Origin of the sequence: Pseudomonas sp. BT-42-2 (assembly GCF_025847435.2) — a bacterium.
In the GTDB taxonomy this organism is placed as follows: Bacteria; Pseudomonadota; Gammaproteobacteria; order Pseudomonadales; family Pseudomonadaceae; genus Aquipseudomonas; species Aquipseudomonas urmiensis.
Genome location: NZ_JAOYTM010000028.1, coordinates 1 through 23,718, shown reverse-complemented (window position 1 = coordinate 23,718; position 23,718 = coordinate 1). Strand labels below are relative to the sequence as shown.

The window sequence follows — 23,718 nt, the reverse complement described above, 5'->3', positions numbered from 1 at the left end:
GCTCCCACAGGCACAGCGCTGAATTCAGAACAGCGCTGTGCCTGTGGGAGCGGGCTTGCCCGCGAAGAGCCGTAAAGCGGCCCCATTATCATCCAGGCAAACGATCAACCCTTGGCAGAAGCCTTGGGCTTTTTCTGCAGCAAGTGCGAGAACACTGCATGCAGGTCATCCGAGGCGCTTTCCTCGTCCAGGTTCAGCTTGCTGTCGATGTGGTCCATGTGATGCATCATCAGGCTCACCGCCTGCTGCGCATCGCGCGCTTCGATGGCGTCGATCAGTTGCATGTGCTCATCGTAGGAGCAATGCGAGCGGTTGCCGCTTTCGTACTGGGCGATGATCAGCGAGGTCTGCGATACCAGGCTGCGCTGGAAACTCACCAGCGGTGCATTACCGGCAGCCTCGGCCAGCTTGAGGTGGAATTCACCGGACAGGCGAATACCCGCGCCCCGGTCACCACGCGAGAAGCTGTCGCGCTCTTCGCGAACCATCTGGCGCAGCTCGTTGAGTTGCTCAAGCGTTGCATGCTGCACCGCCAGTTCAGTGATCGCGCGCTCGACCATACGCCGGGAGAAGAACACCTGGCGGGCTTCTTCAACCGTTGGGCTGGCGACAACCGCACCGCGATTGGGCCGCAGCAGCACCACGCTTTCATGGGCCAGGCGCGACAAGGCGCGGCGGATGATGGTGCGACTGACACCGAAGATCTCGCCCAGCGCTTCCTCGCTCAACTTGGTGCCCGGCGCCAGCCGCTGCTCGAGGATCGCCTCGAAAATATGCGCGTAGACGATGTCATCCTGGGTACCACTGCGGCCGGCCTTGCCATTGCGCACAGGTTTCTTGAGAGGTTGCAGCTGTTCGTTCATGGGCACTCGAGCACGGGAATCCGCCAGTCGGACCTTGACTGTAATACCTGTCAGAGGGTGGATGGCAAGCCCTGGTTGGAAAATAAAGGATAAAGGTATGGGCCTATTGTACACAGGCTGACCCGTTTCTGCAGGTGGCCTTTCGGCATATAGCCATCAGACGTCAGATTGTTCATACAAAAGATAAAACATTATTTGCATTCTTTGTACACAAAAGGATAATCCAGCGAGCAACTTCTTGACCCTGAAGTCAACAAACGGTCGGACGTCTGCCAATCCCCCTCGCGGAGTCACCAAGTGCATAGCGCAGGTCACTGGCTCCGAACAACAAGAAAGACTTGAGGAGTACTCGCTGTGGAAAGCCGCAAATCCGAAGCCCCTACGCTGGATCTCGCCCCACCGCTCGAAACGAGTTGGCTGGAGCGGATTTTCAAACTCAAGCGACACGGCACCACGGTCAAGACCGAAATGATCGCCGGGGTGACCACCTTCATCACCATGGCCTACATCATCTTCGTCAACCCCAACATCATGGCTGACGCCGGCATCGACCACGGGGCAGCATTCGTCGCCACCTGCATCGCTGCCGCCCTTGGTTGCCTGTTGATGGGGCTGTACGCCAACTGGCCGGTTGGCCTGGCACCGGGCATGGGCCTGAATGCCTTCTTCACCTATACCGTGGTCGGAACCATGGGGTACACCTGGGAGGCAGCGCTGGGTGCGGTGTTCGTCTCTGGGGTGCTGTTCATGTTCCTGACCTTGTCACGGGTACGTGAGTGGCTGCTCAACAGCATCCCAGTGAGCTTGCGTCATGCGATGGGTGCCGGCGTCGGATTGTTTCTCGGACTGATCGGCTTGAAGACTGCTGGCATCGTTGTCGATAGCCCTGCCACCCTGATCAAGTTGGGCTCGCTGCATGAGCCGGGGCCACTGCTGGCGGCGGTGTGCTTCCTGATGATTGCCGTGCTCAGCTACCACCGGGTGTTCGGCGCGATCCTGATCGCCATCATCACCGTTACCTTGGCAGGCTGGGGGCTGGGCCTGGTGCAGTATGGCGGGGTGTTCTCGCTGCCGCCGAGCCTGGCGCCGACCTGGATGGCCATGGATGTGGCGGGTGTGTTCAATGTCAGCATGATCAGCGTGGTCCTGGCGTTTCTGTTCGTGCATATGTTCGACACGGCCGGGACCTTGATGGGCGTTGCTCAGCGAGCCAACCTGGTAGCGGCGGATGGCAAGATCGAGAACTTGTCGCGGGCACTGAAGGCAGACAGCGCGTCGAGCGTCTTCGGTGCTGCGGTGGGTGTGCCGCCGGTGACCAGCTATGTGGAAAGCGCTGCGGGTGTAGCGGCGGGTGGGCGTACCGGGTTGACCGCCGTGGTGGTCGGGCTGCTGTTTGTCGCGGCGATGTTCTTTGCCCCGCTGGCGGGGATGATTCCGGCTTATGCCACCGCGGGGGCGCTGATCTACGTGGCGATGCTGATGATGGGGAGCATGGCGCACATTCACTGGGATGAGGCAACTGACAGCATTCCGGCGATTGTCACGGTGATCATGATGCCGTTGACGTTTTCGGTGGCCGATGGGATTGCCTTGGGGTTCATCAGTTATGTGGTGCTCAAGGCGGGGACTGGGAAGTACAAGGAGATCTCGGCTAGCCTTTGGGTGCTTTGTGCGATCTTTATTGCCAAGTTTGTGTTTCTTTAAGTTGGGCTTGGGCTTGGGCTTTTAGAGATTTGAGCTTATCCGTTTGATGGGGCGGCGCTACTGGCCCCTTCCGCCCTTACGGCGGCCTACTTTGGTCTTGGCCAAAGTAGGCAAAGCCGCTCGCTCCTGCATACGGCCCCTACGCTACGCTCCGGGGTCCCTTCGCGCCGGCGCCTTCCGGGCCCGCGCGGCCTACGATTTGCTACGCAAATCTACATCTCGCGCCTTCGGCTACGCCGAAGGGTGCTAACGCACCTGGCCCTCCAGACGCCTCTGCTCAGCCTCCTGAAGTCGCGAATCTGCGGCGCCTGGTATTACGCGCATGAAGATCAAGAGCAGCGAATCGCTGCGCTCTCGCAAAAGCCAAAGCCAAAGCCAAAGCCAAAGCCAAAGCCAAAGCCAAAGCCAAAGCCAAAGCCAAAGCCAAGATTTGATTTTTCTGTTTTGTGTTGTTTGTTCTGGCCTCTTCGCGGGCAAGCCCGCTCCCACAGGGTTTTGCGGGGTTCGCAGCATCTGCGTGGTGTCAGTGCTGGCTCAACGCTGGACTTAAATCTACGCGGTACCTGGGGGAGCGGGCTTGCCCGCGAAGAGGCCGGTATATCCACCACACATGGCGCTATCGCCAGATAAAGCCAGCCCAGTCGCCGCCACTAACTTCGCGACTTCAGGAGGCCGCGCGGGCCCGGAAGGCACCGAAGCGAGGGGATCCCGACACGGGCGGGACTGATGGTGGAGCGCAGACCTTTTTGGTTACTTTTGGCTGGGCCGGCACACCGGGCGTTTGCCAAAAAGTGACCCGCCGTAAGGGCGCAAGGGTGCCTAAATGTCGCCATCGTTAATGGATATGCGCACAAAATACAAAACCAATACCACAACCACAAAACCATGAGACGAAAAAAAGCCCGCCAGTGTGAGAGCGGGCCAAAGACCTACGAAGATTCTTCTAGCGACCAACTAGCTTCCACGATAGGTCGAGTAGCTATAGGGCGAGATCAGCAGCGGCACATGGTAGTGCTCCTGCTTCTCATCAATCCCAAACCGCAACACCACAACATCCAAGAACGCCGCTTCTGGCAAAGCCACGCCCCGAGCCCGATAGTAGTCCCCAGCACTGAACTGCAACTGGTATACCCCAGTGCGGTAATCATCACCCTGCAGCAACGGCGCATCGACCCGGCCATCGCTATTGGTCAGCGCAGTATTCACCAACTCCAGCTGCTGGCCTTCGACACGGTACAACTCGACCTTGATCGAGCTGCCCGGGCAGCCATGCGCAGCATCCAGTACGTGAGTAGTCAAACGTCCCATGTGCTTGTCGCCTCTTGTTCAAATCGTGGGCAGAAAATACCCAGCAGGCACCACGAAAGCGCCTACCGTGTGTGGAATGGCGCCATTAAGACACTTTCTCAAAAAATTGTACACAATTTTTTCGACCCTTTCGAAACATCCGATCAAGCTCCCTCAAGAATAGGCCATCAGTCGCCAAATATAGGCGCCACGCACACGCCAACATCATTAGCTGACCAAACAGGCAGGTTTCTTGCAATACATTCTCAAGCGACAAAAGGGAAGAAATGCGGAAAAACAGGCTTACAAATGATTTCAGAAGTTGTATACAATCAGCCCATCCGGTGAGTGCGACAACCCGACGCGGGTCCACCCACCCCCGCACACACGTACAAGAAGGAAGACTGCAGTGAGCGCTGACTACCCTCGCGACCTGATCGGTTACGGCAACAACCCACCTCACCCGCAATGGCCGGGTAATGCCCGCATTGCCTTGTCTTTCGTCCTCAATTACGAAGAAGGTGGCGAGCGCAACATCCTGCACGGCGATAAAGAGTCCGAAGCCTTCCTCTCCGAGATGGTCGCGGCGCAACCCCTGCAAGGCCAACGCAACATGAGCATGGAGTCGCTCTACGAGTACGGCAGCCGTGCCGGCGTATGGCGCCTGCTCAAGCTGTTCAAGGACACCGGCGTACCGCTGACCATCTTCGCCGTGGCCATGGCCGCCCAGCGCCACCCCGACGTAATCCGCGCCATGGCCCAAGCCGGCCATGAAATCTGCAGCCACGGCTACCGCTGGATCGACTACCAGAACATGGACGAGGCGCAGGAGCGCGAGCACATGCTCGAAGCCATCCGCATCCTCACCGAACTCACCGGCGAACGCCCACTGGGCTGGTACACCGGCCGCACTGGGCCGAACACCCGCCGGCTGGTGATGGAGGAAGGCGGCTTCCTCTATGACAGCGACACCTACGACGACGACCTGCCCTACTGGGAGCAGAACAACCCGACCGGCAAGCCGCACCTGGTGATCCCCTACACCCTGGACACCAACGACATGCGCTTCACCCAGGTGCAGGGTTTCAATTGCGGCGAGCAGTTCTTCCAGTACCTCAAGGACGCCTTCGACGTGCTCTACGAAGAAGGTGCCGAGGCGCCGAAAATGCTCTCGATCGGCTTGCACTGCCGCCTGGTCGGCCGTCCGGCCCGCCTGGCTGCACTGAAACGCTTCGTCGAATACGCCAAGAGCCATGAACAGGTCTGGTTCGCCCGTCGCGTGGATATCGCCCGCCACTGGCACACCACCCACCCGTACAAGAAAGAGAACGCCTGATGACCGCCTTCAAGACCCTGACGCCATCGACCCTGAGCCGCGACGCCTTCGTCAGTGCCTTCGCCGACATCTACGAGCACTCGCCGTGGGTTGCCGAGAAGGCTTATGACCTCGGCCAACGGGTCGAGCTGGACGAGATCGAGACGCTGCACCAGCGCATGAGCGATATCCTCCTGAGCGCCAACCATAGCGACCAGCTGGCCCTGATCAACGCTCACCCGGACCTCGCTGGCAAGGCCGCGATCCAGGGCGAGCTGACCGAGTCGAGCACCAACGAGCAGGCCGGTGCCGGTATCCACCAGTGCACCGCCGAAGAGTTCGCTCGCTTCACCGAACTCAACGATGCCTACAAGGCCAAGTTCCAATTCCCGTTCATCATGGCGGTCAAGGGCAGCAACCGGCACCAGATTCTCGCCGCCTTCGAAAAACGCATCCATAACGATGCCAATACCGAATTCAAGGAAGCCCTGGCGCAGATCAACCTGATCGCGCTGTTCCGCCTGCTGCAATTGTAAGGGCACACCGTCAAGGCCTGGCCCGAGTGCACACGCGAACGCACCCAGGGCCTGACCCAAGGCAGTTGTCCAACCCTACATAGAACATAGAAAAAAGAGATAACAAGCATGCGCACACTAGTGATCGAGCCCCTGACCAAAGAAGCCTTCGCCCCGTTCGGTGACGTGATCGAAACCGATGGCAGCGACCACTTCATGATCAACAACGGCTCGACCATGCGCTTCCACAAGCTCGCTACGGTCGAAACCGCCGAGCCCGAGGACAAAGCGATCATCAGCATCTTCCGCGCCGACGCCCTGGAGATGCCCTTGACCGTACGCATGCTCGAACGCCATCCGCTGGGCAGCCAGGCTTTCATTCCGCTGCTCGGCAACCCCTTTCTGATCGTGGTCGCGCCAGTTGGCGATGCACCTGTATCAGGTTTGGTCCGCGCTTTCCGCAGCAACGGCAGGCAGGGCATTAATTACCATCGCGGCGTTTGGCACCACCCGGTGCTGACGATCGAAAAGCGGGATGACTTCCTGGTGGTTGATCGCAGTGGTTCCGGTAACAACTGCGACGAGCATTATTTCACCGAGGAACAGATGCTGATCCTCAATCCCCACCAATAAGAAAAGGTCGGTCATCCAAAGCACTGGGCGACCTGCTCAGTGCCTGAACCGTGACCGGCAAGAGGTACATACTGTGGAAGCACACCTTCACGAATGGCTGAACCTGAGCATTCGCTGGGTTCACATGATCACCGGCGTGGCCTGGATCGGTGCATCGTTCTACTTCGTCTGGCTCGAGAACCACCTGAATCGAAGCAACCCGCGCGATGGGTTGTCAGGTGATCTCTGGGCCATCCATGGTGGTGGTATCTACCACCTGGAGAAGTACAAGCTGGCCCCGCCGAAAATGCCTGAGAACCTGCACTGGTTCAAATGGGAAGCCTATTTCACCTGGATGTCCGGTATCGCCCTGCTGTGCGTGGTGTTCTACTGGAACCCGACCCTGTACCTGCTGGCACCAGGCAGCACCCTCAGTGGTGCCGAAGGCGTGGCAATCGGTATCGGCTCGCTGGTCGCCGGCTGGTTCATCTACGACTTCCTCTGCGACTCGCCACTGGGCAAGCGCCCCGCCCTGCTCGGCGGTGTGCTGTTCGTGCTGATCATCGCCGCCTGCTGGGGCTTCAGCCTGGTGTTCAGCGGTCGCGGCGCATACCTGCACACTGGCGCGATCATCGGCACCATCATGGTCGGTAACGTGTTCCGCATCATCATGCCGGCCCAGCGCCAGCTGGTGGCGGCAATCGAGAACAACCAGACCCCTGATCCGGTACTGCCGGCCAAGGGTCTGCTGCGCTCGCGTCATAACAACTACTTCACCCTGCCGGTGCTGTTCATCATGATCAGCAACCACTTCCCGAGCACCTATGGCAGCCAATACAACTGGCTGATCCTGGCCGGGATCGCCGTGGCTGCGGTACTGATCCGTCACTACTTCAACACCCGCCACGACAGCAACAAGTTCGCCTGGACCCTGCCTGTCGGCGCCCTGGCGATGATCTGCCTGGCCTATGTGACCGGTCCCAAGCCGCTGCCCACCGCACCTGAGCAGGCTGCCGCGCAGGTCGAGTACCAGCCGCTGCCAGCGACCGCTGTAGGGGGCAAGACCGCTGCCGAACTGCGCGCCGAAGAAGCTGCCAAAGCCGCCCAAGCGCCTGCCGCAGCGGCCGAGGCTCCAGCTCAGGCCAGCACCCAGGCCGCCGGTGGCGCTTTCGACAAGATCCACACGGTCATCCAGGAACGCTGCACCGTGTGCCACTCGTCCAAGCCAACCAGCCCGCTGTTCAGCGCCGCCCCTGGCGGTGTGATGTTCGACACCCCGCAGCAGATCCAGGCCCAGGCCGCGCGCATCCAAGCGCAAGCGGTCGCCAGCCAGATCATGCCGCTGGGCAACATCACCCAGATGACCGTCGAGGAGCGCAAGTTGGTCGGTGACTGGATTGCCAAAGGCGCTCCCGTCAACTGATCAGCCCCGCAAGTCATACAACGACGTCAAGCTGTAAGTAGTACGTTGCAAGCATCGAGCTAGGGCTCCCGGTGGAAACCCCTGGTCTGGTTCACCAGACCTGCCACCCGGAGCCCGACGCTTGGATCCGAGAATAAGAACAAAACTCGAGGTGCTGCATGTCCGAGTCACCCAAGGCGTACATCCCCGTTGCGCCGCCACGACAGCCCCTGCCCCTGTTTCAGCTGATCCTGGTAGGTTTGCAACATGTTCTGCTGATGTACGGAGGCGCGATCGCCGTGCCGCTGATCATCGGCCAGGCCGCTGGCCTGTCGCGCGAAGAAGTCGCGTTCCTGATCAACGCCGACCTGCTGGTCGCAGGCGTTGCCACCATCATCCAATCGTTCGGTATCGGTCCTGTCGGCATTCGCATGCCAGTCATGATGGGCGCCAGTTTTGCTGCGGTCGGCAGCATGGTGGCCATGGCCGGCATGCCCGGTGTCGGCCTGCAGGGGATCTTCGGCGCGACCATCGCCGCCGGCTTCTTCGGCATGCTGATCGCGCCGTTCATGTCCAAGGTGGTGCGCTTCTTCCCGCCGCTGGTCACCGGCACCGTGATTACCTCGATTGGCCTGTCGCTGTTCCCAGTGGCAGTCAACTGGGCCGGTGGCGGGCATGAAGCCGAGACCTTCGGCTCGCCGATCTACCTGATGGTGGCAGGCCTGGTGCTGGCCGTGATCCTGTTGATCAACCGCTTCATGCGCGGCTTCTGGGTCAACGTTTCGGTGCTGGTCGGCATGGGCCTGGGCTACATCCTGGCCGGCTCGATCGGCATGGTCGACTTGTCGGGCCTGGCCCAGGCGCCATGGCTGCAAGTGGTCACGCCGCTGCACTTCGGCATGCCGACGTTCAGCCTGGCGCCGATCCTGTCGATGTGCCTGGTGGTGGTGATCATCTTTGTCGAGTCCACCGGGATGTTCCTGGCCCTGGGCAAAGTGACCGATCGCGAAGTGACCCCGGGCATGCTCCGCCGCGGGCTGTTGTGCGACGCTGGCGCCTCGTTCGTCGCTGGCTTCTTCAACACCTTCACCCACTCCTCGTTCGCCCAGAACATCGGCCTGGTGCAGATGACCGGCGTGCGCTGCCGCTACGTCACGGTGGTCGCGGGTGGGCTGCTGATCGGCCTGAGCCTGCTGCCCAAGGCGGCCTACCTGATCGCCTCAATCCCGCCTGCGGTCCTTGGCGGCGCGTCCATTGCCATGTTCGGCATGGTCACCGCCACCGGGATCAAGATTTTGCAGGAGGCGGACATCTCCGACCGCCGCAACCAGCTGCTGGTCGCGGTCAGCGTGGGCTTTGGCCTGATCCCGGTGGTCAAGCCCGAGTTCTTCGCGCAAATGCCACAGTGGATGGAGCCAATCACCCACAGCGGTATCGCCATGGCCACGCTCAGTGCCCTGGTGCTGAACGTGCTGTTCAACATCCTCGGTGGCGCTGATCGGGCGGCGCATAACGACGCCTGTCACCAGCACTGAGTGCGCGGGGTGGCGCGGTCGGCCACCCCGTTTTTCAACCTCGTCGTACCGCAACACCGTCGGCCCGCCGGAATGGGCCGCTCGGGGCGCGTTTGCGCCAAAAAAACCCAAAAAAAACAATAAGTCCGGGAATCACAACATGAAGCGCATCACCTCGTCCCTGTTGCTGGGCAGCAGCCTGCTGGCCACCCTCCCCACGCATGCAGGCGAATGGCTGCAATGGCACGGCGAAAGCCTGACCTACCTGTACGGCAAAGACTTCAAGGTCAACCCCGACATCCAGCAGACCATTACCTTCGAGCACGCCAACAAATGGAAGTACGGCGACACCTTCCTGTTCGTCGACAAGATCTTCTACAACGGCAAGGCCGACCCAAGCAAAGGCGTGACCACCTACTACGGTGAGTTCAGCCCGCGCCTGTCGCTGGGCAAGATCACCGGCAAGAGCTTCGCCTTCGGCCCGGTCAAGGACGTGCTCCTGGCCATGACCTACGAGCGCGGCGAAGGCGACAACGAGGCCTACCTGATCGGCCCCGGTTTCGACCTGGGGATCCCCGGCTTCAACTACTTCACCCTGAACTTCTACCTGCGCAACACCGAAGGCAGCCGCCCCGGTGACAACGTTTGGCAGATTACCCCGGCCTGGTCCTACACCATCCCAGTGGGCCGCTCCGACATCCTTATCGATGGCTACATCGACTGGGTAGTGGACAACGACCAGACCCGCCGCGGCACCTATCACGCCAACCTGCAGTTCAACCCACAGGTCAAATACGACCTGGGCAAGGCTCTGAACATGGGCGCCAAGCAGCTGTATGTGGGCTTTGAATACAGCTACTGGAAAGACAAATACGGCATCGACAGCCGTGGCAATGTCGACAGCAATCAAAGCGTCGCCAGCGCCCTGGTGAAGGTGCACTTCTAAGAATCTGACCAAACGCCCAAGTTTGGTGAGTAGTGCTCCAGGACGGAGCACTTGAGGACCGGCGCGCAAGTGAGTAATCTGCGCGCCCCCTCGCTCAGGGCAGAATGATTTCTGCCTGCGTTTACTGACCGCTCAGTCAATGAATTCGGGCGGTTGGCCAACGTTTTGCCAGCCTCAAGCTACCCATTTCATCCGTTCAGAAAGACGTCGAGCAGGATGGTTGTGACCAACCCGGAAAGTTGGCGCAGCTCTTGCCAAACAGCTGTGGCCAATCGAAAAAAGCTGACTCAAAAGACAAGAACAGCGCCGCCACCGAGCGCTGACAACAGATCCGACTCAAGGGAGCGACACACGCAATGCGTACCATCAATAGCCTGATCCTCGCTGGCGGCCTGCTGGCCTCTGGCGCCAGCGTCGCCGGTGACCTGCTGCAGTGGCAGAACAACAGCCTGACCTACCTCTGGGGCAAGAACTTCAAGGTCAACCCAGAGACCCAGCAGACCTTCACCTTCGAGCACGCCGATGGGTGGAAGTACGGCGACAACTTCATCTTTGTCGACAAGATCTTCTACCAGGGCAAGAAAGACGCCAGTAACGGCCCCAACACCTACTACGGCGAAATCAGCCCGCGCCTGTCGTTCGGCAAGATCTTCGATCAGAAGATCGCCTTCGGCCCGGTCAAGGACGTGCTGTTGGCGATGACCTACGAGTTCGGCGAGGGTGATACCGAGGCGTACCTGATCGGTCCTGGCTTTGACCTGGATATCCCAGGCTTCGATTATTTCCAGCTGAACTTCTACCAGCGCACCACCGATGGCAGCCGCCCCGGTGACAACGTCTGGCAGATCACCCCAGTGTGGTCGTACACCATCCCGGTCGGCTCGTCCGACATCCTCATCGATGGCTTCATGGATTGGGTAGTGGATAACGACGAGAACCGTCGCGGCACCTATCAGGCCAACCTGCACTTCAACCCACAGATCAAGTATGACCTGGGCAAGGCGCTGCACTTTGGCGAGAAGCAGCTGTACGTCGGTATCGAGTACGACTACTGGAAGAACAAGTACGGGATCAAGGATTCCGATGCGTTCACCACCGACCAGAACACCGCGAGCCTGTTGGTCAAGGTGCACTTCTGATCTGAGTGTTCGGGGCCGCTCTGCGGCCCTTCGCGGGCAAGCCAGCTCCTACAGGTATAACGCTGCTGAACCTGTGGGAGCGGGCTTGCCCGCGATAGCGATTGCAATAACGACGCAATCGCAGGGCAAGCCCGCTCCCACGATCCGCATCAGCTAGCAGGACGTACCACCCGCCAAACCTTACCCAGCACGCTGACCACCGCCAGCACCACGGCCCCGGCAACCAACCCGGCAAGCCCATTGAGCAACGCCCCGGTCAGTGCCCCGCCGCGCCCTTCGCTGAAGGCTTCGATGGCATGATGCAACGGCGCAATGCCATGCACCAGAATCCCGCCGCCGACCAAAAACATCGCTGCAGTACCGATCACCGACAGGCTCTTCATCATGTACGGCGCGGTGCGCAGAATTGCGTTCCCCACCGCCTGCGCCGCACGCGAGGCTTTTTGGGTCAGCCACAGGCCAAGGTCATCGAGCTTGACGATGCCGGCCACCAGGCCATACACACCAATGGTCATGACGATGGCGATACCCGACAGCACGATGATCTGCTGCGCCAGCGGGGCGTCGGCCACCGTACCCAGGGTAATGGCGATGATCTCCGCCGAGAGGATGAAGTCGGTGCGCACCGCGCCCTTGATCTTGTCCTTCTCATAGGCCACCAGATCGACATTCGGATCTGCCACCGCTTCGGCGCGGGCGCCGTGCTCGGCGGCATCCTCGGCCTTGCTGTGGAGAAACTTGTGCGCCAGCTTCTCGAAGCCCTCGAAGCACAGATAAGCCCCGCCCAGCATCAGCAACGGGATTACCGCCCAAGGAATGAAGGCACTGATCAACAGCGCCGCCGGGACCAGGATCAGCTTGTTCAGGAACGAACCCTTGGCCACCGCCCAGACCACCGGGATTTCCCGTTCGGCACGCACGCCAGTGACTTGCTGAGCGTTCAGTGCCAGATCGTCACCGAGCACGCCAGCGGTCTTTTTCGCCGCGACCTTGGTCATCAGCGAGACATCGTCGAGCACCGTGGCGATGTCGTCGATCAGTACCAGTAGACTGCTTCCTGCCATGTTTGCCGGTTTCCCATTGAGTGAATCGTCGAATTCTAGCCCAAACACCCTGCCTTGAGCGCCCGTCAAGGCCGGTGCTACCATGGCCGATCCCTCTTAGAGGCGACCATTGCGAGGAAGATCCCTGACCATGAGCACCATTCGCGAGCGCAACAAGGAACTGATCCTGCGCGCGGCCAGCGAGGAATTCGCCGACAAGGGCTTCGCCGCCACCAAGACCAGCGACATCGCGGCCAAGGCAGGCGTGCCCAAGCCGAACGTGTACTACTACTTCAAATCCAAGGACAACCTCTACCGCGAGGTCCTGGAAAGCATCATCGCGCCGATCATGCAGGCCTCGACGCCGTTCAATGCCGATGGTGACCCCAAGCAAGTGTTGAGTTCCTACATTCGCTCGAAGATCCGCATCTCGCGCGACCTGCCACATGCCTCCAAGGTGTTCGCCAGCGAGATCATGCACGGCGCGCCGCACCTGTCGCCCAGCCAGGTCGAGCAGCTCAACGAACAGGCCAGGCACAACATCGAGTGCATCCAGCGCTGGATCGACCGCAAGCAGATCGCCCCCGTCGATGCTCATCACCTGATGTTCAGCATCTGGGCGGCGACCCAGACCTATGCGGATTTCGATTGGCAGATTTCGGCAGTCACCGGCAAGGCCAAGTTGGCTGACAGTGATTATGAAGCGGCGGCGCAGACCATCATTCGCCTGGTGCTGAAGGGATGTGAACCCGAGGCGGCCTGAGAGCCGCAATCGCGGGGCACGCCCGCTCCCACGTGGACTACCTGCACTGTCCCTAGATGGCATGCAGTCTTCGTGTGAGCGGGCTTGCCCCGCGATAGGGTTGCAACTGACAACTATCGCTTAAGCCGCAACGCCCGCATCGGCAGTCAACCCCACCTCCTCGATCGCACTGATCGCACACTGCTCATCGATATCCGAAGTATCCCCGCTGATCCCCACCGCTCCCAGCACTTTGCCGTCCTGATCACGAATCAGCACCCCCCCCGGCGCCGGCACCACCGGCCGCTCACCCAGCCCATTCAAGGCAGCGAAAAACGCCGGCCGCTGCTGCGCATCCAGCGCCAGCAGACGCGAGCCCTTGCCCAGCGCAATCGCGCCCCAGGCTTTACCGGTGGCCACCTGCGGCCGCAACAGGCTGGCGCCATCTTCACGCTGCAGCGCCAGCAGATGCCCACCGGCATCGAGCACCGCCACGGTCAGTGGTGCGGCGTTGATCTTGCGGCCAGCGGCCAGCGCGGCGTTCACCACGCTGACAGCGACTTTCAGAGTCAATGTAGTCATTGCAAAGGTCCTCTTATTGTTGTGAGAAGCCCTGAGGGCAGTTGAAATTCGATCGGACAAATAGAACACAACGACAATTATTTTTGTATACAATATTTTTAGACGATCGTGCACGATCAGACGAAACGCCGTTTTCATAGGCATCCCGACGAAAGCCACCCGTCCCGATGAAAATGGATTGACCTAAGCCGCCGAGCGTGAATACACTCTGGCGCAGAGCAAGTTGTATACAATTACAAAATCGATGAGGCACAACCCATGAGCAAAATGAGAGCAATCGATGCAGCCGTTCTGGTCATGCGCCGTGAAGGTGTAGATACCGCGTTCGGCATCCCAGGGGCTGCCATCAACCCGCTGTACTCGGCCCTGAAAAAAGTCGGTGGCATCGATCATGTCCTCGCTCGTCACGTCGAAGGTGCCTCGCACATGGCCGAGGGTTACACCCGTGCCAACCCAGGCAATATCGGCGTGTGCATCGGCACCTCCGGCCCTGCCGGCACCGACATGGTCACCGGCCTGTACAGTGCATCCGCCGACTCCATCCCGATCCTCTGCATCACCGGCCAAGCACCGCGCGCACGTCTGCACAAGGAAGACTTCCAGGCAGTCGACATCACCAACATCGTCAAGCCAGTGACCAAGTGGGCCACCACTGTTCTGGAGCCAGGCCAAGTGCCTTACGCCTTCCAGAAGGCCTTCTTCGAAATGCGCAGCGGCCGCCCTGGCCCAGTGCTGATCGACCTGCCGTTCGACGTGCAGATGGCTGAGATCGAGTTCGATATCGATGCCTACGAGCCACTGCCAGTCACCAAGCCATCGGCCAGCCGCGTGCAAGCCGAGAAGGCCCTGGCCCTGCTCAATGACGCCGAGCGCCCATTGCTGGTTGCCGGTGGCGGCATCATCAACGCCGATGCCAGCGACAAGCTGGTCGAGTTCGCCGAGCTGACCGGCGTACCGGTCATCCCGACCCTGATGGGCTGGGGCACCATCCCTGACGACCACCCGCAAATGGTCGGCATGGTCGGTCTGCAGACCTCGCACCGCTACGGCAACGCCACCCTGCTCAAATCCGACCTGGTGTTCGGTATCGGCAACCGTTGGGCCAACCGCCACACCGGTTCCGTCGACGTCTACACCGAGGGCCGCAAGTTCGTTCACGTCGATATCGAACCGACCCAGATCGGCCGTGTGTTCACCCCGGACCTGGGTATCGTGTCTGACGCCGGCAAGGCGCTGGATGTGTTCCTCGAAGTGGCGCGCGAGTGGAAAGCCGCTGGCAAGCTCAAGGACCGTGGCGCTTGGCTGGAAGACTGCCAACAGCGCAAGTCGAGCCTGCAGCGCAAGACTCACTTCGACAACGTGCCGGTCAAGCCGCAGCGCGTCTACGAAGAAATGAACCAAGTGTTCGGCAAGGACACCTGCTACGTCAGCACCATCGGCCTGTCGCAGATCGCCGGCGCGCAGTTCCTCCACGTCTACAAGCCACGCCACTGGATCAACTGCGGCCAGGCCGGCCCGCTGGGCTGGACCATTCCAGCAGCACTGGGCGTGGTCAAGGCCGACCCGCAACGCAAGGTCGTTGCCCTCTCGGGTGACTACGACTTCCAGTTCATGATCGAAGAACTGGCAGTCGGCGCGCAGTTCAACCTGCCGTACGTCCACGTGCTGGTGAACAACGCCTACCTTGGCCTGATCCGCCAGGCGCAGCGTGGCTTCGACATGGATTACTGTGTACAACTGGCGTTCGAGAACATCAACTCGACCGAAGCCGGCAGCTACGGTGTCGATCACGTTGCCGTGGTCGAAGGCCTGGGTTGCAAGGCCCTGCGCGTATTCGAGCCAGGCGAGATCGCCCCTGCCCTGCTCAAGGCGCAGAAAATGGCCGAAGAATTCCGCGTGCCGGTCGTGGTTGAAGTGATCCTCGAGCGTGTGACCAACATTTCCATGGGCACCGAGATCAACGCGGTCAACGAGTTCGAAGACCTCGCCCTGGTTGGCAACGACGCGCCAACTGCGATCTCGATGCTCGACTGATTGCCTGACGCCCCCGCGCCGATTGTGCCGGGGGCCTTCATCTGCAAAGGAGACAACCATGCCTCGCTTCGCTGCCAACCTGTCCATGCTGTTCACCGAGCAGGACTTCCTGGCCCGCTTCAAGGCCGCCGCCGACGCTGGCTTCAGCGGTGTCGAATACCTCTTCCCGTATGACTTCAGCGCCGACCTGATCAAGCAGCAGCTCGACGCCCACGGCCTGACCCAGGTGCTGTTCAACCTGCCTGCCGGCGATTGGGGCAAGGGTGAGCGCGGCATCGCCTGCCACCCGGACCGCGTCGAAGAGTTCCGCAGCGGCGTCGACAAGGCCATCGAATACGCCAAGGTCCTGGGCAACACCCAGGTCAACTGCCTGGCCGGCATCCGTCCACAAGGCCTGCAATGCGCCGATGTGCGCAAGACCTTCGTCGACAACCTCAAGTTCGCCGCCGACAAACTCAAGGCTGCCGGGATTCGCCTGGTCATGGAAATGATCAACACCCGCGACATCCCAGGTTTCTACCTGAACACCACCCAACAGGCCCTGGAAATCCAGGCCGAAGTCGGCAGCGACAACCTGTTCCTGCAGTACGACATCTACCACATGCAGATCATGGAAGGTGACCTGGCTCGCACCCTGCAAGCCAACCTGAAGCTGATCAACCACATCCAGCTGGCCGACAACCCCGGCCGCAACGAGCCAGGCACCGGTGAGATCAACTACCGCTTCCTGTTCGAGCACCTGGACCGCATCGGTTACCAGGGCTGGGTGGGCGCGGAATACAAGCCGCTGACCACCACCGAGGCTGGCCTAGGCTGGCTGAAGACCCATAACGCTATCTGAAGGGCTGAACACAGGCCCCCTGTGAAACAACAAACCCTGTGGGAGCAGGCTTGCCCGCGAACACCGGCACAGCCTGTGCCATTCACCGCACCGCCTGTTTCGCGGCGGTTCGACGCTTCGACAAGCCCGCCCCCACAGAGGCCTTGGCTCGCTTGAGATATCACAAATACAAAGAGGCAAATTCTCATGGCTAAAATCGGTTTTATCGGCACCGGCATCATGGGCAAGCCCATGGCCCAGAACCTGCAAAAAGCAGGTCACAGCCTGTTCGTCTCCACCCACCACGACGCAGCCCCGGCCGACCTGATCGCCGCTGGCGCGGTGGCCCTGGCCAACCCCAAAGAGGTGGCCCAGGAAGCTGAATTCATCATCGTCATGGTCCCCGATACCCCCCAGGTCGAGGCCGTGCTGTTCGGTGAAAACGGCGTTGGCGAAGGCGTTGGCCCGAACAAGGTGGTGATCGACATGAGCTCGATCTCGCCAACTGCCACTAAAGCCTTTGCCGAGAAGATCAAGGCAACCGGCGCTGCCTACCTCGACGCGCCAGTGTCGGGCGGTGAAGTCGGTGCCAAGGCCGCGACCCTGAGCATCATGGTCGGTGGCTGCCCGAAAGCCTTCGAGCGCGCCCTGCCGCTGTTCGAAGCCATGGGCAAGAACATCACCCGCGTTGGCGGCAATGGCGACGGCCAGACGGCCAAGGTCGCCAACCAGATCATCGTCGCCCTGAACATCCAGGCTGTCAGCGAAGCGCTGCTGTTCGCTGCCAAGAACGGCGCCGATCCTGCCAAGGTGCGTGAAGCACTGATGGGTGGCTTCGCTTCCTCGAAGATCCTTGAAGTGCATGCCGAGCGCATGATCAAAGGCACCTTCGACCCGGGCTTCCGTATCAACCTGCACCAGAAGGACCTGAACCTGGCCCTGCAAGGCGCCAAGGAGCTGGGCATCAACCTGCCCAACACCTCCAACGCCCAGCAAGTGTTCAGCACCTGCGTCGCCCTCGGTGGCGGCAACTGGGACCACTCGGCGCTGATCAAAGGCCTGGAGCACATGGCCAACTTCTCGATCCGCGGCGACAAGTAAGCCATTGCTAGTCTCACTGGCCTCTTCGCGGGCAAGCCCGCTCCTACAGGTTCAGCGCTGAACCTGAGAACTGTAGGCTACCTGTGGGGCCCGCGAAGAATCCACCAGCGATGAACTTGCAACCACAGGCCATCGCTGGCAACGCGCAACACCGCCCCTGGTTCAGCCTGCACGGAGGCAGTTCCAGGGGCGTTTTCGATTTTGCAGAACAACAAGAATTTGGGAGCCTGCCATGTCGGTCGATCCGCAACAATTACTCCGCGAGCTGTTCGACACAGCCATCGCTGCCGCCCACCCCCGCCAGGTCCTCGAACCCCACCTGCCCGCCGACCGTAGCGGCCGAGTCATCGTCATTGGTGCCGGCAAAGCCGCCGCGGCCATGGCTGAAGTGGTCGAAAAAAGCTGGCAAGGCGAAGTCTCCGGCCTGGTCGTGACCCGCTACGGCCACGGCGCCAACTGCCAGAAGATCGAGGTGGTCGAAGCCGCCCACCCGGTCCCCGATGCCGCCGGCCTGGCGGTAGCCAAGCGCGTGCTGGAACTGGTCAGCAACCTGTGCGAAGACGATCGGGTGATCTTCCTGCTGTCCGGTGGCGGCTCGGCCCTGCTGGCATTGCCGGCCGAAGGCCTGACCCTGGCCGACAAGCAACAGATCAACAAGGCGCTGCTCAAGTCCGGCGCGACCATCGGCGAAATGAACTGCGTGCGCAAGCACCTCTCGGCGATCAAGGGCGGACGCCTGGCCAAGGCCTGCTGGCCGGCCACGGTGTATACCTATGCCATCTCCGACGTCCCGGGCGACCTGGCCACGGTGATCGCCTCCGGCCCGACCGTGGCCGACCCGAGCACCTCGGCCGATGCCCTGGCGATCATCAAGCGCTACAACATCGATGCGCCCAAGGCCGTCATCGAGTGGCTGAACAACCCCGCCTCGGAAACCGTCAAGGCCGATGACCCGGCCCTGGCCCGCAGCCATTTCCAGTTGATCGCCAAGCCCCAGCAGTCGCTGGAAGCGGCCGCGGTCAAGGCCCGCCAAGCCGGCTTCAGCCCGTTGATCCTGGGTGACCTGGAAGGCGAATCGCGCGAAGTGGCCAAAGTACATGCCGGCATTGCCCGGCAGATCGTTCTGCACGGCCAGCCGCTGAAGGCGCCCTGCGTGATCCTCTCCGGCGGCGAAACCACGGTCACCGTGCGCGGCAACGGCCGTGGCGGGCGCAACGCCGAGTTCCTGCTCAGCCTCACCGAAAGCCTCAAAGGCGTGCCGGGCGTGTATGCCCTGGCCGGTGACACCGACGGCATCGATGGCTCGGAAGAAAACGCCGGCGCCATCATGACCCCGGAGAGCTTCGCCCGCGCCGCCGCCCTGGGCCTGTCAGCCAGCGATGAACTGGACAACAACAACGGCTACGGCTATTTCGCCGCGCTGGATGCGCTGATCGTCACCGAACCGACCCGCACCAACGTCAACGACTTCCGCGCCATTCTGATCCTTGAGACTGCCCAATCATGACGCCTGATAAAAAAGTCAAAATCCTCGCTACCCTCGGCCCTGCGATCAACGGCGTCGATGACATCCGCCAACTGGTCGAAGCCGGAGTGAACATCTTCCGCCTCAACTTCAGCCACGGCGAACATGCCGACCACGCCCTGCGCTATCAGTGGATCCGTGAAGTCGAGCAGCAGCTGAACTACCCGCTGGGCATCCTCATGGACCTGCAAGGGCCGAAGCTGCGCGTCGGCCGTTTTGCCAACGGCAAGGTCCAGCTGCAACGCGGCCAGGCCCTGCGCCTGGATCTGGATAGCACCCCAGGCGACAGCCGCCGGGTCAACCTGCCGCACCCCGAGATCATCGCCGCGCTGGAACCGGGCATGGACCTGTTGCTCGACGACGGCAAGCTGCGCCTGCGGGTGACGGCCAAGCACAGCGAGGCGATTGACACCGAGGTGCTGGCCGGTGGCGAGCTGTCCGATCGCAAAGGCGTCAACGTGCCGCAAGCGGTGCTCGAACTCAGCCCGCTGACCGAGAAAGACCGCCGCGACCTGGCCTTTGGCCTGGAACTGGGCGTGGACTGGGTGGCGCTGTCGTTCGTCCAACGCCCGCAGGACATCATCGAAGCACGCCAGCTGATCGGTGATCGCGCCTACCTGATGGCCAAGATCGAGAAGCCTTCGGCGGTCGATCAATTGCAGGCAATCGCCGAGCTGTCCGATGCCATCATGGTCGCCCGCGGTGACCTGGGCGTGGAAGTGCCGGCCGAAAGCGTGCCGCAGATCCAGAAACGCATCATCAACACCTGCCGCCAATTGGGCCGGCCGGTGGTGGTGGCGACGCAGATGCTCGAATCGATGCGCTTCGCCCCTGCCCCGACCCGCGCTGAAGTCACCGACGTGGCCAATGCCGTGGCCGAAGGCGCGGACGCGGTGATGCTGTCGGCCGAGACCGCCTCGGGCGACTACCCGCTCGAAGCGGTGCAGATGATGAGCAAGATCATCCGCCAGGTCGAGAACGGCCCGGATTACCAGGCGCAACTGGACGTCGGCCGGCCCAAGGCCGAGGCGACCATGTCGGATGCGATCAGCTGCGCGATCCGCCGCATCAGCGGCATCCTGCCGGTGGCGGTGCTGGTCAACTACAGCGAGTCCGGTGCTTCGACCCTGCGCGCCGCACGTGAGCGACCACGCGCGCCGATCCTCAACCTGACGCCGAACCTGGTGACCGCCCGCCGCCTGAGCGTGACCTGGGGTGTGCACTCGGTGGTCAACGACCGCCTGCGTCAGGTCGATGAGATCTGCTCGACGGCGCTGGAAATTGCCCAGGCGCAAGGCATGGCCAGCCGCGGTGACACGCTGCTGATCACCGCCGGTGTGCCTTTCGGCAAACCGGGGACGACTAACACGCTGCGGATCGAGACGCTGATCTAACAAGCGTCGTGGGAGCGGGCTTGACCCGCGATCACTGAGCTGGAGCCACGCTCGCTATCGCGGGGCAAGCTCGCTCCCACGCTACCGTTGCACTGTTCGACACTGCGGAAAACCCGAGGCCCAAAGAGGCCCACCGCTCACCATCAACCTTGCTGACTGCCCATGTACACCAAAAATTTCGTCAACCCGTGCCCCGACTGGGCCACGGCGCTGCTCAATGGCTTCAGCCAGGTATTGCTGCAGCGCAACCCGCTGTGCGGCTTGTGCTGCCTGCTGGCAATCCTGCTGACCGCCCCCAACCTGGTCGGCGGCGCCCTGCTAGGCGCCCTGGCCGGCCTGCTCACCGCACAGCGCCGCGGCTATCCGCGCGCTGACCGCCAGGCTGGGTTGTATAGCTACAACGGCGTGCTGATCGGCATCCTGTTCAGCGCAGTGCTGCCATGGTCGGCGATCCTGCCACCGCTGATCATCGCCGCTGGCGGCCTCTCGAGCATCTTTGTCCAGCAGTGGCGCAAACGCGGCAACTGCCTGCTTCCGGCCTACACCGCGCCGTTCGTGCTGCTCGGCTGGGCCGCCCTGCTGCTGGCCGAACCCTCCAGCGCCGCTGCAGCGGTCGAAGCCAATCCCATACATGCCCTGGCGCGCGGCTTGGGTCAGGTGTTTCTCCTCGACCAGCCTTTGGCCGGCCTGTTGATCGCCATTGGCCTGTTCATCGCCAACCGCTACGCAGCGCTGTGGGCCCTGCTCGGCTCGGCGCTGGGCGGCAGCGTCGCGCTGCTGGCCGGTGAGGCGCAGACCGCCTGGATGGGCCTGCTCGGCTTTAACGCAGCACTGGCGGCCTTGGCCTTCAGCGCGCAACGCGAACGACCCTGGCTGCCTATGCTGGCGAGCATCCTGGCGATTGTGCTGCAGCCGCTGTTCAACCTGCTGCCGATTGCCGGCCTGACCGCACCGTTCATTGCCGCTTGCTGGCTGCTGCACCTGGGTGCACGCTTGCCGCGTTTGCTCCACGGAGGCAATCCGCGCCGCTTGCACAGCTGAGGGGCAGCCCCTAGGCTCTGGCCATTGCACAATGGAACGCGCCCATGGATACCCCTGCGAGCCTGCGCGAGCGGCTCTACATCATCGTCTTCCAGACCGACACCAACGCTGGCAGACGCTTCGACAAGATCCTCCTGCTGATCATCCTCGCCAGCCTGGTGACGGTGATCCTCGACAGTATCGATGAAGTTCACCAAGGCTACGCCGGGTTGCTCGCCGCCATCGAGTGGGGCTTCACGGCGATCTTCCTCGCCGAGTACCTGACCCGCCTGTACTGCTCGCCCAAGCCATTGCGCTACGCCTTCAGCTTCTACGGCCTGGTCGATCTGCTGGCGATCGTGCCTGGGGTGATCGCCCTGTACTACAGCGACGCCCAGTACCTGCTGATCATCCGGGTGATCCGCATGCTGCGCATCTTCCGCGTGCTCAAGCTTGGCCAATACCTCAAGCAAGCCAACTACCTGATGGCAGCGCTGCGCGGCAGCAAGCAGAAGATCATCGTGTTCCTGGTCACGGTATCGACCCTGGTCACGGTGTTCGGCACCTTGATGTACGTGATCGAAGGCCCCGAGCATGGCTTCACCAGCATCCCCAAGGGCATCTACTGGGCCATCGTCACCCTCACTACGGTGGGCTTTGGCGACATCGTACCGAAGACTCCGCTGGGCCAAGTGCTGTCGTCGCTGGTGATGATCACCGGTTACTCGATCATCGCCGTGCCCACCGGCATTTTTACCGCTGAGCTGGCCAACGCCATGCGCGGTGAACAGCTGCAGCACGACTGCCCGACCTGCCGGAAAAAGCACCATGAACACGGCGCTGCATTCTGCTCACGCTGCGGCAATGCGCTATTTCCCAAGGCGGAATAACCAAAGCGTTTTTTGTTCTTTAAACGCCTGTCGAGCACCCGCTATAGTCGCTGGCAAACTGCCCACACTCTTCAAGAACAAGGAATGCGTCGTGAAAAAACTGTTCACTGCCTCGCTACTGGCCGCCGGGCTCACCCTCGGCAACCTGGCCCAGGCCGCGCCCACCCTGCTCAACGTCTCCTACGACGTGATGCGCGACTTCTACAAGGACTACAACTCAGCGTTCCAGAAGCACTGGGAGGCCGAGCACAAAGAGAAAGTCAACCTGCAGATGTCCTTCGGCGGTTCGAGCAAGCAAGCGCGGGCGGTGATCGACGGCCTGCCGGCTGACGTCATCACCATGAACATGGCCACTGACATCAATGCCCTGGTCGACAACGGCAAACTGGTCCCGGACAACTGGGTCAGCCGCCTGCCGAACAACAGCGCGCCGTTCACTTCGGCCACCGTGTTCATCGTTCGCAAGGGCAACCCCAAGGCCCTGAAAGACTGGCCCGATCTGCTCAAGGACGGCGTCCAGGTGATCGTGCCCAACCCCAAGACTTCCGGTAACGGCCGCTACACCTACCTCTCGGCCTGGGGCTACGTGCTGCAAAACGGTGGTGACGAAGCCAAGGCCAAGGACTTCGTCGGCAAGCTGTTCAAGCAAGCGCCAGTGCTCGACACCGGTGGCCGCGCCGCCACTACCACGTTCATGACCAACCAGATCGGCGACGTGCTGGTAACGTTCGAGAACGAAGCCGAGATGATTGCCCGCGAGTTCGGCCGCGACCAGTTCGAAGTAGTCTATCCAAGCGTGTCGGCCGAAGCTGAGCCGCCGGTGAGCGTGGTCGACAAAGTGGTCGACAAGAAAGGCACCCGCGCGGTGGCCGAGGAGTACCTGAAGTACCTGTGGTCGCCAGCTGCCCAGGAAATCGCAGCGCAGAACTACCTGCGTCCGCGCGACGCGACGGTACTGGCCAAGTACACCGACCGCTTCCCGAAAGTTGACTTTCTCTCGGTAGAGAAGACCTTCGGTGACTGGCGCACGGTGCAGAAGACCCACTTCAACGATGGTGGTGTGTTCGACCAGATCTATACCGGTCAGTAAGTTATCGGTTAGGGCCGGCCCCATCGCGGGGCAAGCCCGCTCCCACGCCAATCGCCGACCTCGGCGCAGATACGTGGGTGACCTTGGACTTTAGCAATCAGTAAGTTTTTTCAGCGCCAGTGCCGGCGCTATCGCAGGGCAAGCCTGCTCCCACACTCTGCGCCGAGGTCGACGATTGGC

22 protein-coding genes are annotated in these 23,718 nt (G+C 61.4%); 18 read left to right on the top strand and 4 right to left on the bottom strand.

All coding sequences use genetic code 11. The features are described 5' to 3' along the window. Positions 1-104 precede the first annotated feature (104 nt). Positions 105-863: a GntR family transcriptional regulator gene (locus tag OIU19_RS24775; protein WP_186556282.1), complete on the bottom strand. Its 759-nt coding sequence runs from the start codon at positions 861-863 to the stop codon at positions 105-107. Between the two features lie 354 nt (positions 864-1,217). Between OIU19_RS24775 and OIU19_RS24770 the strand changes: the two genes are divergently transcribed. Together OIU19_RS24770 and OIU19_RS24765 are read left to right on the top strand one after the other, a co-directional pair. Then, positions 1,218-2,567 carry an NCS2 family permease gene (locus OIU19_RS24770; protein ID WP_186556281.1) on the top strand — a complete coding sequence of 450 codons (1,350 nt, stop codon included), beginning with the start codon at positions 1,218-1,220 and terminating at the stop codon, positions 2,565-2,567. A gap of 322 nt (positions 2,568-2,889) precedes the next feature. Then, entirely contained in the window at positions 2,890-3,117 is a 228-nt protein-coding gene (locus OIU19_RS24765; protein ID WP_264237219.1) for a hypothetical protein, read from the top strand. Between the two features lie 404 nt (positions 3,118-3,521). Here OIU19_RS24765 and uraH read toward each other — a convergent pair whose 3' ends face one another. Further along, positions 3,522-3,875, bottom strand: coding sequence for a hydroxyisourate hydrolase (gene uraH / locus OIU19_RS24760; RefSeq protein WP_186556280.1), 354 nt, complete (start codon positions 3,873-3,875; stop codon positions 3,522-3,524). Positions 3,876-4,263: 388 nt separating this feature from the next. Between uraH and puuE the strand changes: the two genes are divergently transcribed. The 7 genes from puuE to OIU19_RS24725 all read left to right on the top strand — a co-directional run bounded on the left by puuE (position 4,264) and on the right by OIU19_RS24725 (position 11,297). Then, on the top strand, positions 4,264-5,190 hold the full coding sequence (gene puuE, locus OIU19_RS24755) for an allantoinase PuuE (protein WP_264237218.1): 927 nt from the start codon (positions 4,264-4,266) through the stop codon (positions 5,188-5,190). After that, entirely contained in the window at positions 5,190-5,705 is a 516-nt protein-coding gene (uraD, locus tag OIU19_RS24750; RefSeq protein ID WP_264237217.1) for a 2-oxo-4-hydroxy-4-carboxy-5-ureidoimidazoline decarboxylase, read from the top strand. The genes puuE and uraD overlap by 1 nt, the downstream gene beginning before the upstream one ends. A 108-nt stretch (positions 5,706-5,813) precedes the next feature. After that, the gene (locus tag OIU19_RS24745) at positions 5,814-6,317 is read left to right on the top strand and encodes an ureidoglycolate lyase (RefSeq protein ID WP_186556277.1); all 504 of its coding nucleotides are present in this window, start codon (positions 5,814-5,816) and stop codon (positions 6,315-6,317) included. Positions 6,318-6,390: 73 nt separating this feature from the next. After that, entirely contained in the window at positions 6,391-7,719 is a 1,329-nt protein-coding gene (locus OIU19_RS24740) for a urate hydroxylase PuuD (protein ID WP_186556276.1), read from the top strand. A 158-nt stretch (positions 7,720-7,877) separates the two neighbouring features. Continuing rightward, on the top strand, positions 7,878-9,233 hold the full coding sequence (locus OIU19_RS24735) for a nucleobase:cation symporter-2 family protein (RefSeq protein WP_264237216.1): 1,356 nt from the start codon (positions 7,878-7,880) through the stop codon (positions 9,231-9,233). A 139-nt stretch (positions 9,234-9,372) separates the two neighbouring features. Further along, positions 9,373-10,158 (top strand): outer membrane protein OmpK, encoded by a 786-nt coding sequence (locus OIU19_RS24730; protein ID WP_186556274.1) that lies wholly within the window; start codon positions 9,373-9,375, stop codon positions 10,156-10,158. Positions 10,159-10,514: 356 nt separating this feature from the next. Next, a complete protein-coding gene (locus tag OIU19_RS24725) occupies positions 10,515-11,297 on the top strand; it encodes an outer membrane protein OmpK (RefSeq protein WP_186556273.1) in 783 nt (260 codons plus the stop codon). 149 nt (positions 11,298-11,446) lie between these two features. Here the strand turns inward: OIU19_RS24725 and OIU19_RS24720 are convergent, their stop codons facing one another. Beyond that, a complete protein-coding gene (locus OIU19_RS24720) occupies positions 11,447-12,361 on the bottom strand; it encodes a DUF808 domain-containing protein (protein ID WP_264237215.1) in 915 nt (304 codons plus the stop codon). 130 nt (positions 12,362-12,491) lie between these two features. Here OIU19_RS24720 and OIU19_RS24715 point away from each other — a divergent pair, with 130 nt between their 5' ends. After that, positions 12,492-13,103, top strand: a complete 612-nt coding sequence (locus OIU19_RS24715) for a TetR/AcrR family transcriptional regulator (protein ID WP_264237213.1) — start codon at positions 12,492-12,494, stop codon at positions 13,101-13,103. 120 nt (positions 13,104-13,223) lie between these two features. Here the strand turns inward: OIU19_RS24715 and OIU19_RS24710 are convergent, their stop codons facing one another. Beyond that, the gene (locus tag OIU19_RS24710; protein WP_264237212.1) at positions 13,224-13,664 is read right to left on the bottom strand and encodes a heme-binding protein; all 441 of its coding nucleotides are present in this window, start codon (positions 13,662-13,664) and stop codon (positions 13,224-13,226) included. Between the two features lie 258 nt (positions 13,665-13,922). On the opposite strand from OIU19_RS24710, the gene gcl reads away from it, so the two are divergent. The 8 genes from gcl (at position 13,923) to OIU19_RS24670 (ending at position 23,538) form a co-directional block, all read left to right on the top strand. Then, entirely contained in the window at positions 13,923-15,698 is a 1,776-nt protein-coding gene (gene gcl, locus OIU19_RS24705; protein ID WP_264237211.1) for a glyoxylate carboligase, read from the top strand. Positions 15,699-15,756: 58 nt separating this feature from the next. Next, positions 15,757-16,539 (top strand): hydroxypyruvate isomerase, encoded by a 783-nt coding sequence (gene hyi / locus OIU19_RS24700; RefSeq protein WP_264237209.1) that lies wholly within the window; start codon positions 15,757-15,759, stop codon positions 16,537-16,539. Between the two features lie 186 nt (positions 16,540-16,725). Further along, positions 16,726-17,619 (top strand): 2-hydroxy-3-oxopropionate reductase, encoded by an 894-nt coding sequence (locus OIU19_RS24695; protein ID WP_186556267.1) that lies wholly within the window; start codon positions 16,726-16,728, stop codon positions 17,617-17,619. Between the two features lie 232 nt (positions 17,620-17,851). Continuing rightward, positions 17,852-19,126: a glycerate kinase gene (locus OIU19_RS24690; protein WP_264237208.1), complete on the top strand. Its 1,275-nt coding sequence runs from the start codon at positions 17,852-17,854 to the stop codon at positions 19,124-19,126. Beyond that, positions 19,123-20,538 (top strand): pyruvate kinase, encoded by a 1,416-nt coding sequence (gene pyk, locus OIU19_RS24685; protein ID WP_264237207.1) that lies wholly within the window; start codon positions 19,123-19,125, stop codon positions 20,536-20,538. The genes OIU19_RS24690 and pyk overlap by 4 nt, the downstream gene beginning before the upstream one ends. A gap of 162 nt (positions 20,539-20,700) precedes the next feature. Continuing rightward, a complete protein-coding gene (locus tag OIU19_RS24680; protein ID WP_264237206.1) occupies positions 20,701-21,579 on the top strand; it encodes an urea transporter in 879 nt (292 codons plus the stop codon). A gap of 44 nt (positions 21,580-21,623) precedes the next feature. Beyond that, on the top strand, positions 21,624-22,448 hold the full coding sequence (locus tag OIU19_RS24675) for an ion transporter (protein ID WP_264237205.1): 825 nt from the start codon (positions 21,624-21,626) through the stop codon (positions 22,446-22,448). Between the two features lie 91 nt (positions 22,449-22,539). Beyond that, a complete protein-coding gene (locus OIU19_RS24670; RefSeq protein WP_264237203.1) occupies positions 22,540-23,538 on the top strand; it encodes a sulfate ABC transporter substrate-binding protein in 999 nt (332 codons plus the stop codon). Positions 23,539-23,718: the final 180 nt, after the last annotated feature.

What these genes read in the sequence shown, in the direction of transcription:
- hyi (WP_264237209.1), top strand. Translation starts at nt 15,757, where the DNA reads ATGCCTCGCTTCGCTGCCAACCTGTCCATGCTGTTCACCGAGCAGGAC.
- OIU19_RS24695 (WP_186556267.1), top strand. Translation starts at nt 16,726, where the DNA reads ATGGCTAAAATCGGTTTTATCGGCACCGGCATCATGGGCAAGCCCATG.
- OIU19_RS24725 (WP_186556273.1), top strand. Translation starts at nt 10,515, where the DNA reads ATGCGTACCATCAATAGCCTGATCCTCGCTGGCGGCCTGCTGGCCTCT.
- OIU19_RS24745 (WP_186556277.1), top strand. Translation starts at nt 5,814, where the DNA reads ATGCGCACACTAGTGATCGAGCCCCTGACCAAAGAAGCCTTCGCCCCG.
- OIU19_RS24735 (WP_264237216.1), top strand. Translation starts at nt 7,878, where the DNA reads ATGTCCGAGTCACCCAAGGCGTACATCCCCGTTGCGCCGCCACGACAG.
- uraH (WP_186556280.1), bottom strand. Translation starts at nt 3,875, where the DNA reads ATGGGACGTTTGACTACTCACGTACTGGATGCTGCGCATGGCTGCCCG.
- OIU19_RS24730 (WP_186556274.1), top strand. Translation starts at nt 9,373, where the DNA reads ATGAAGCGCATCACCTCGTCCCTGTTGCTGGGCAGCAGCCTGCTGGCC.
- OIU19_RS24720 (WP_264237215.1), bottom strand. Translation starts at nt 12,361, where the DNA reads ATGGCAGGAAGCAGTCTACTGGTACTGATCGACGACATCGCCACGGTG.
- OIU19_RS24710 (WP_264237212.1), bottom strand. Translation starts at nt 13,664, where the DNA reads ATGACTACATTGACTCTGAAAGTCGCTGTCAGCGTGGTGAACGCCGCG.
- pyk (WP_264237207.1), top strand. Translation starts at nt 19,123, where the DNA reads ATGACGCCTGATAAAAAAGTCAAAATCCTCGCTACCCTCGGCCCTGCG.
- OIU19_RS24675 (WP_264237205.1), top strand. Translation starts at nt 21,624, where the DNA reads ATGGATACCCCTGCGAGCCTGCGCGAGCGGCTCTACATCATCGTCTTC.
- OIU19_RS24715 (WP_264237213.1), top strand. Translation starts at nt 12,492, where the DNA reads ATGAGCACCATTCGCGAGCGCAACAAGGAACTGATCCTGCGCGCGGCC.
- uraD (WP_264237217.1), top strand. Translation starts at nt 5,190, where the DNA reads ATGACCGCCTTCAAGACCCTGACGCCATCGACCCTGAGCCGCGACGCC.
- OIU19_RS24775 (WP_186556282.1), bottom strand. Translation starts at nt 863, where the DNA reads ATGAACGAACAGCTGCAACCTCTCAAGAAACCTGTGCGCAATGGCAAG.
- OIU19_RS24680 (WP_264237206.1), top strand. Translation starts at nt 20,701, where the DNA reads ATGTACACCAAAAATTTCGTCAACCCGTGCCCCGACTGGGCCACGGCG.
- gcl (WP_264237211.1), top strand. Translation starts at nt 13,923, where the DNA reads ATGAGCAAAATGAGAGCAATCGATGCAGCCGTTCTGGTCATGCGCCGT.
- OIU19_RS24690 (WP_264237208.1), top strand. Translation starts at nt 17,852, where the DNA reads ATGTCGGTCGATCCGCAACAATTACTCCGCGAGCTGTTCGACACAGCC.
- OIU19_RS24765 (WP_264237219.1), top strand. Translation starts at nt 2,890, where the DNA reads ATGAAGATCAAGAGCAGCGAATCGCTGCGCTCTCGCAAAAGCCAAAGC.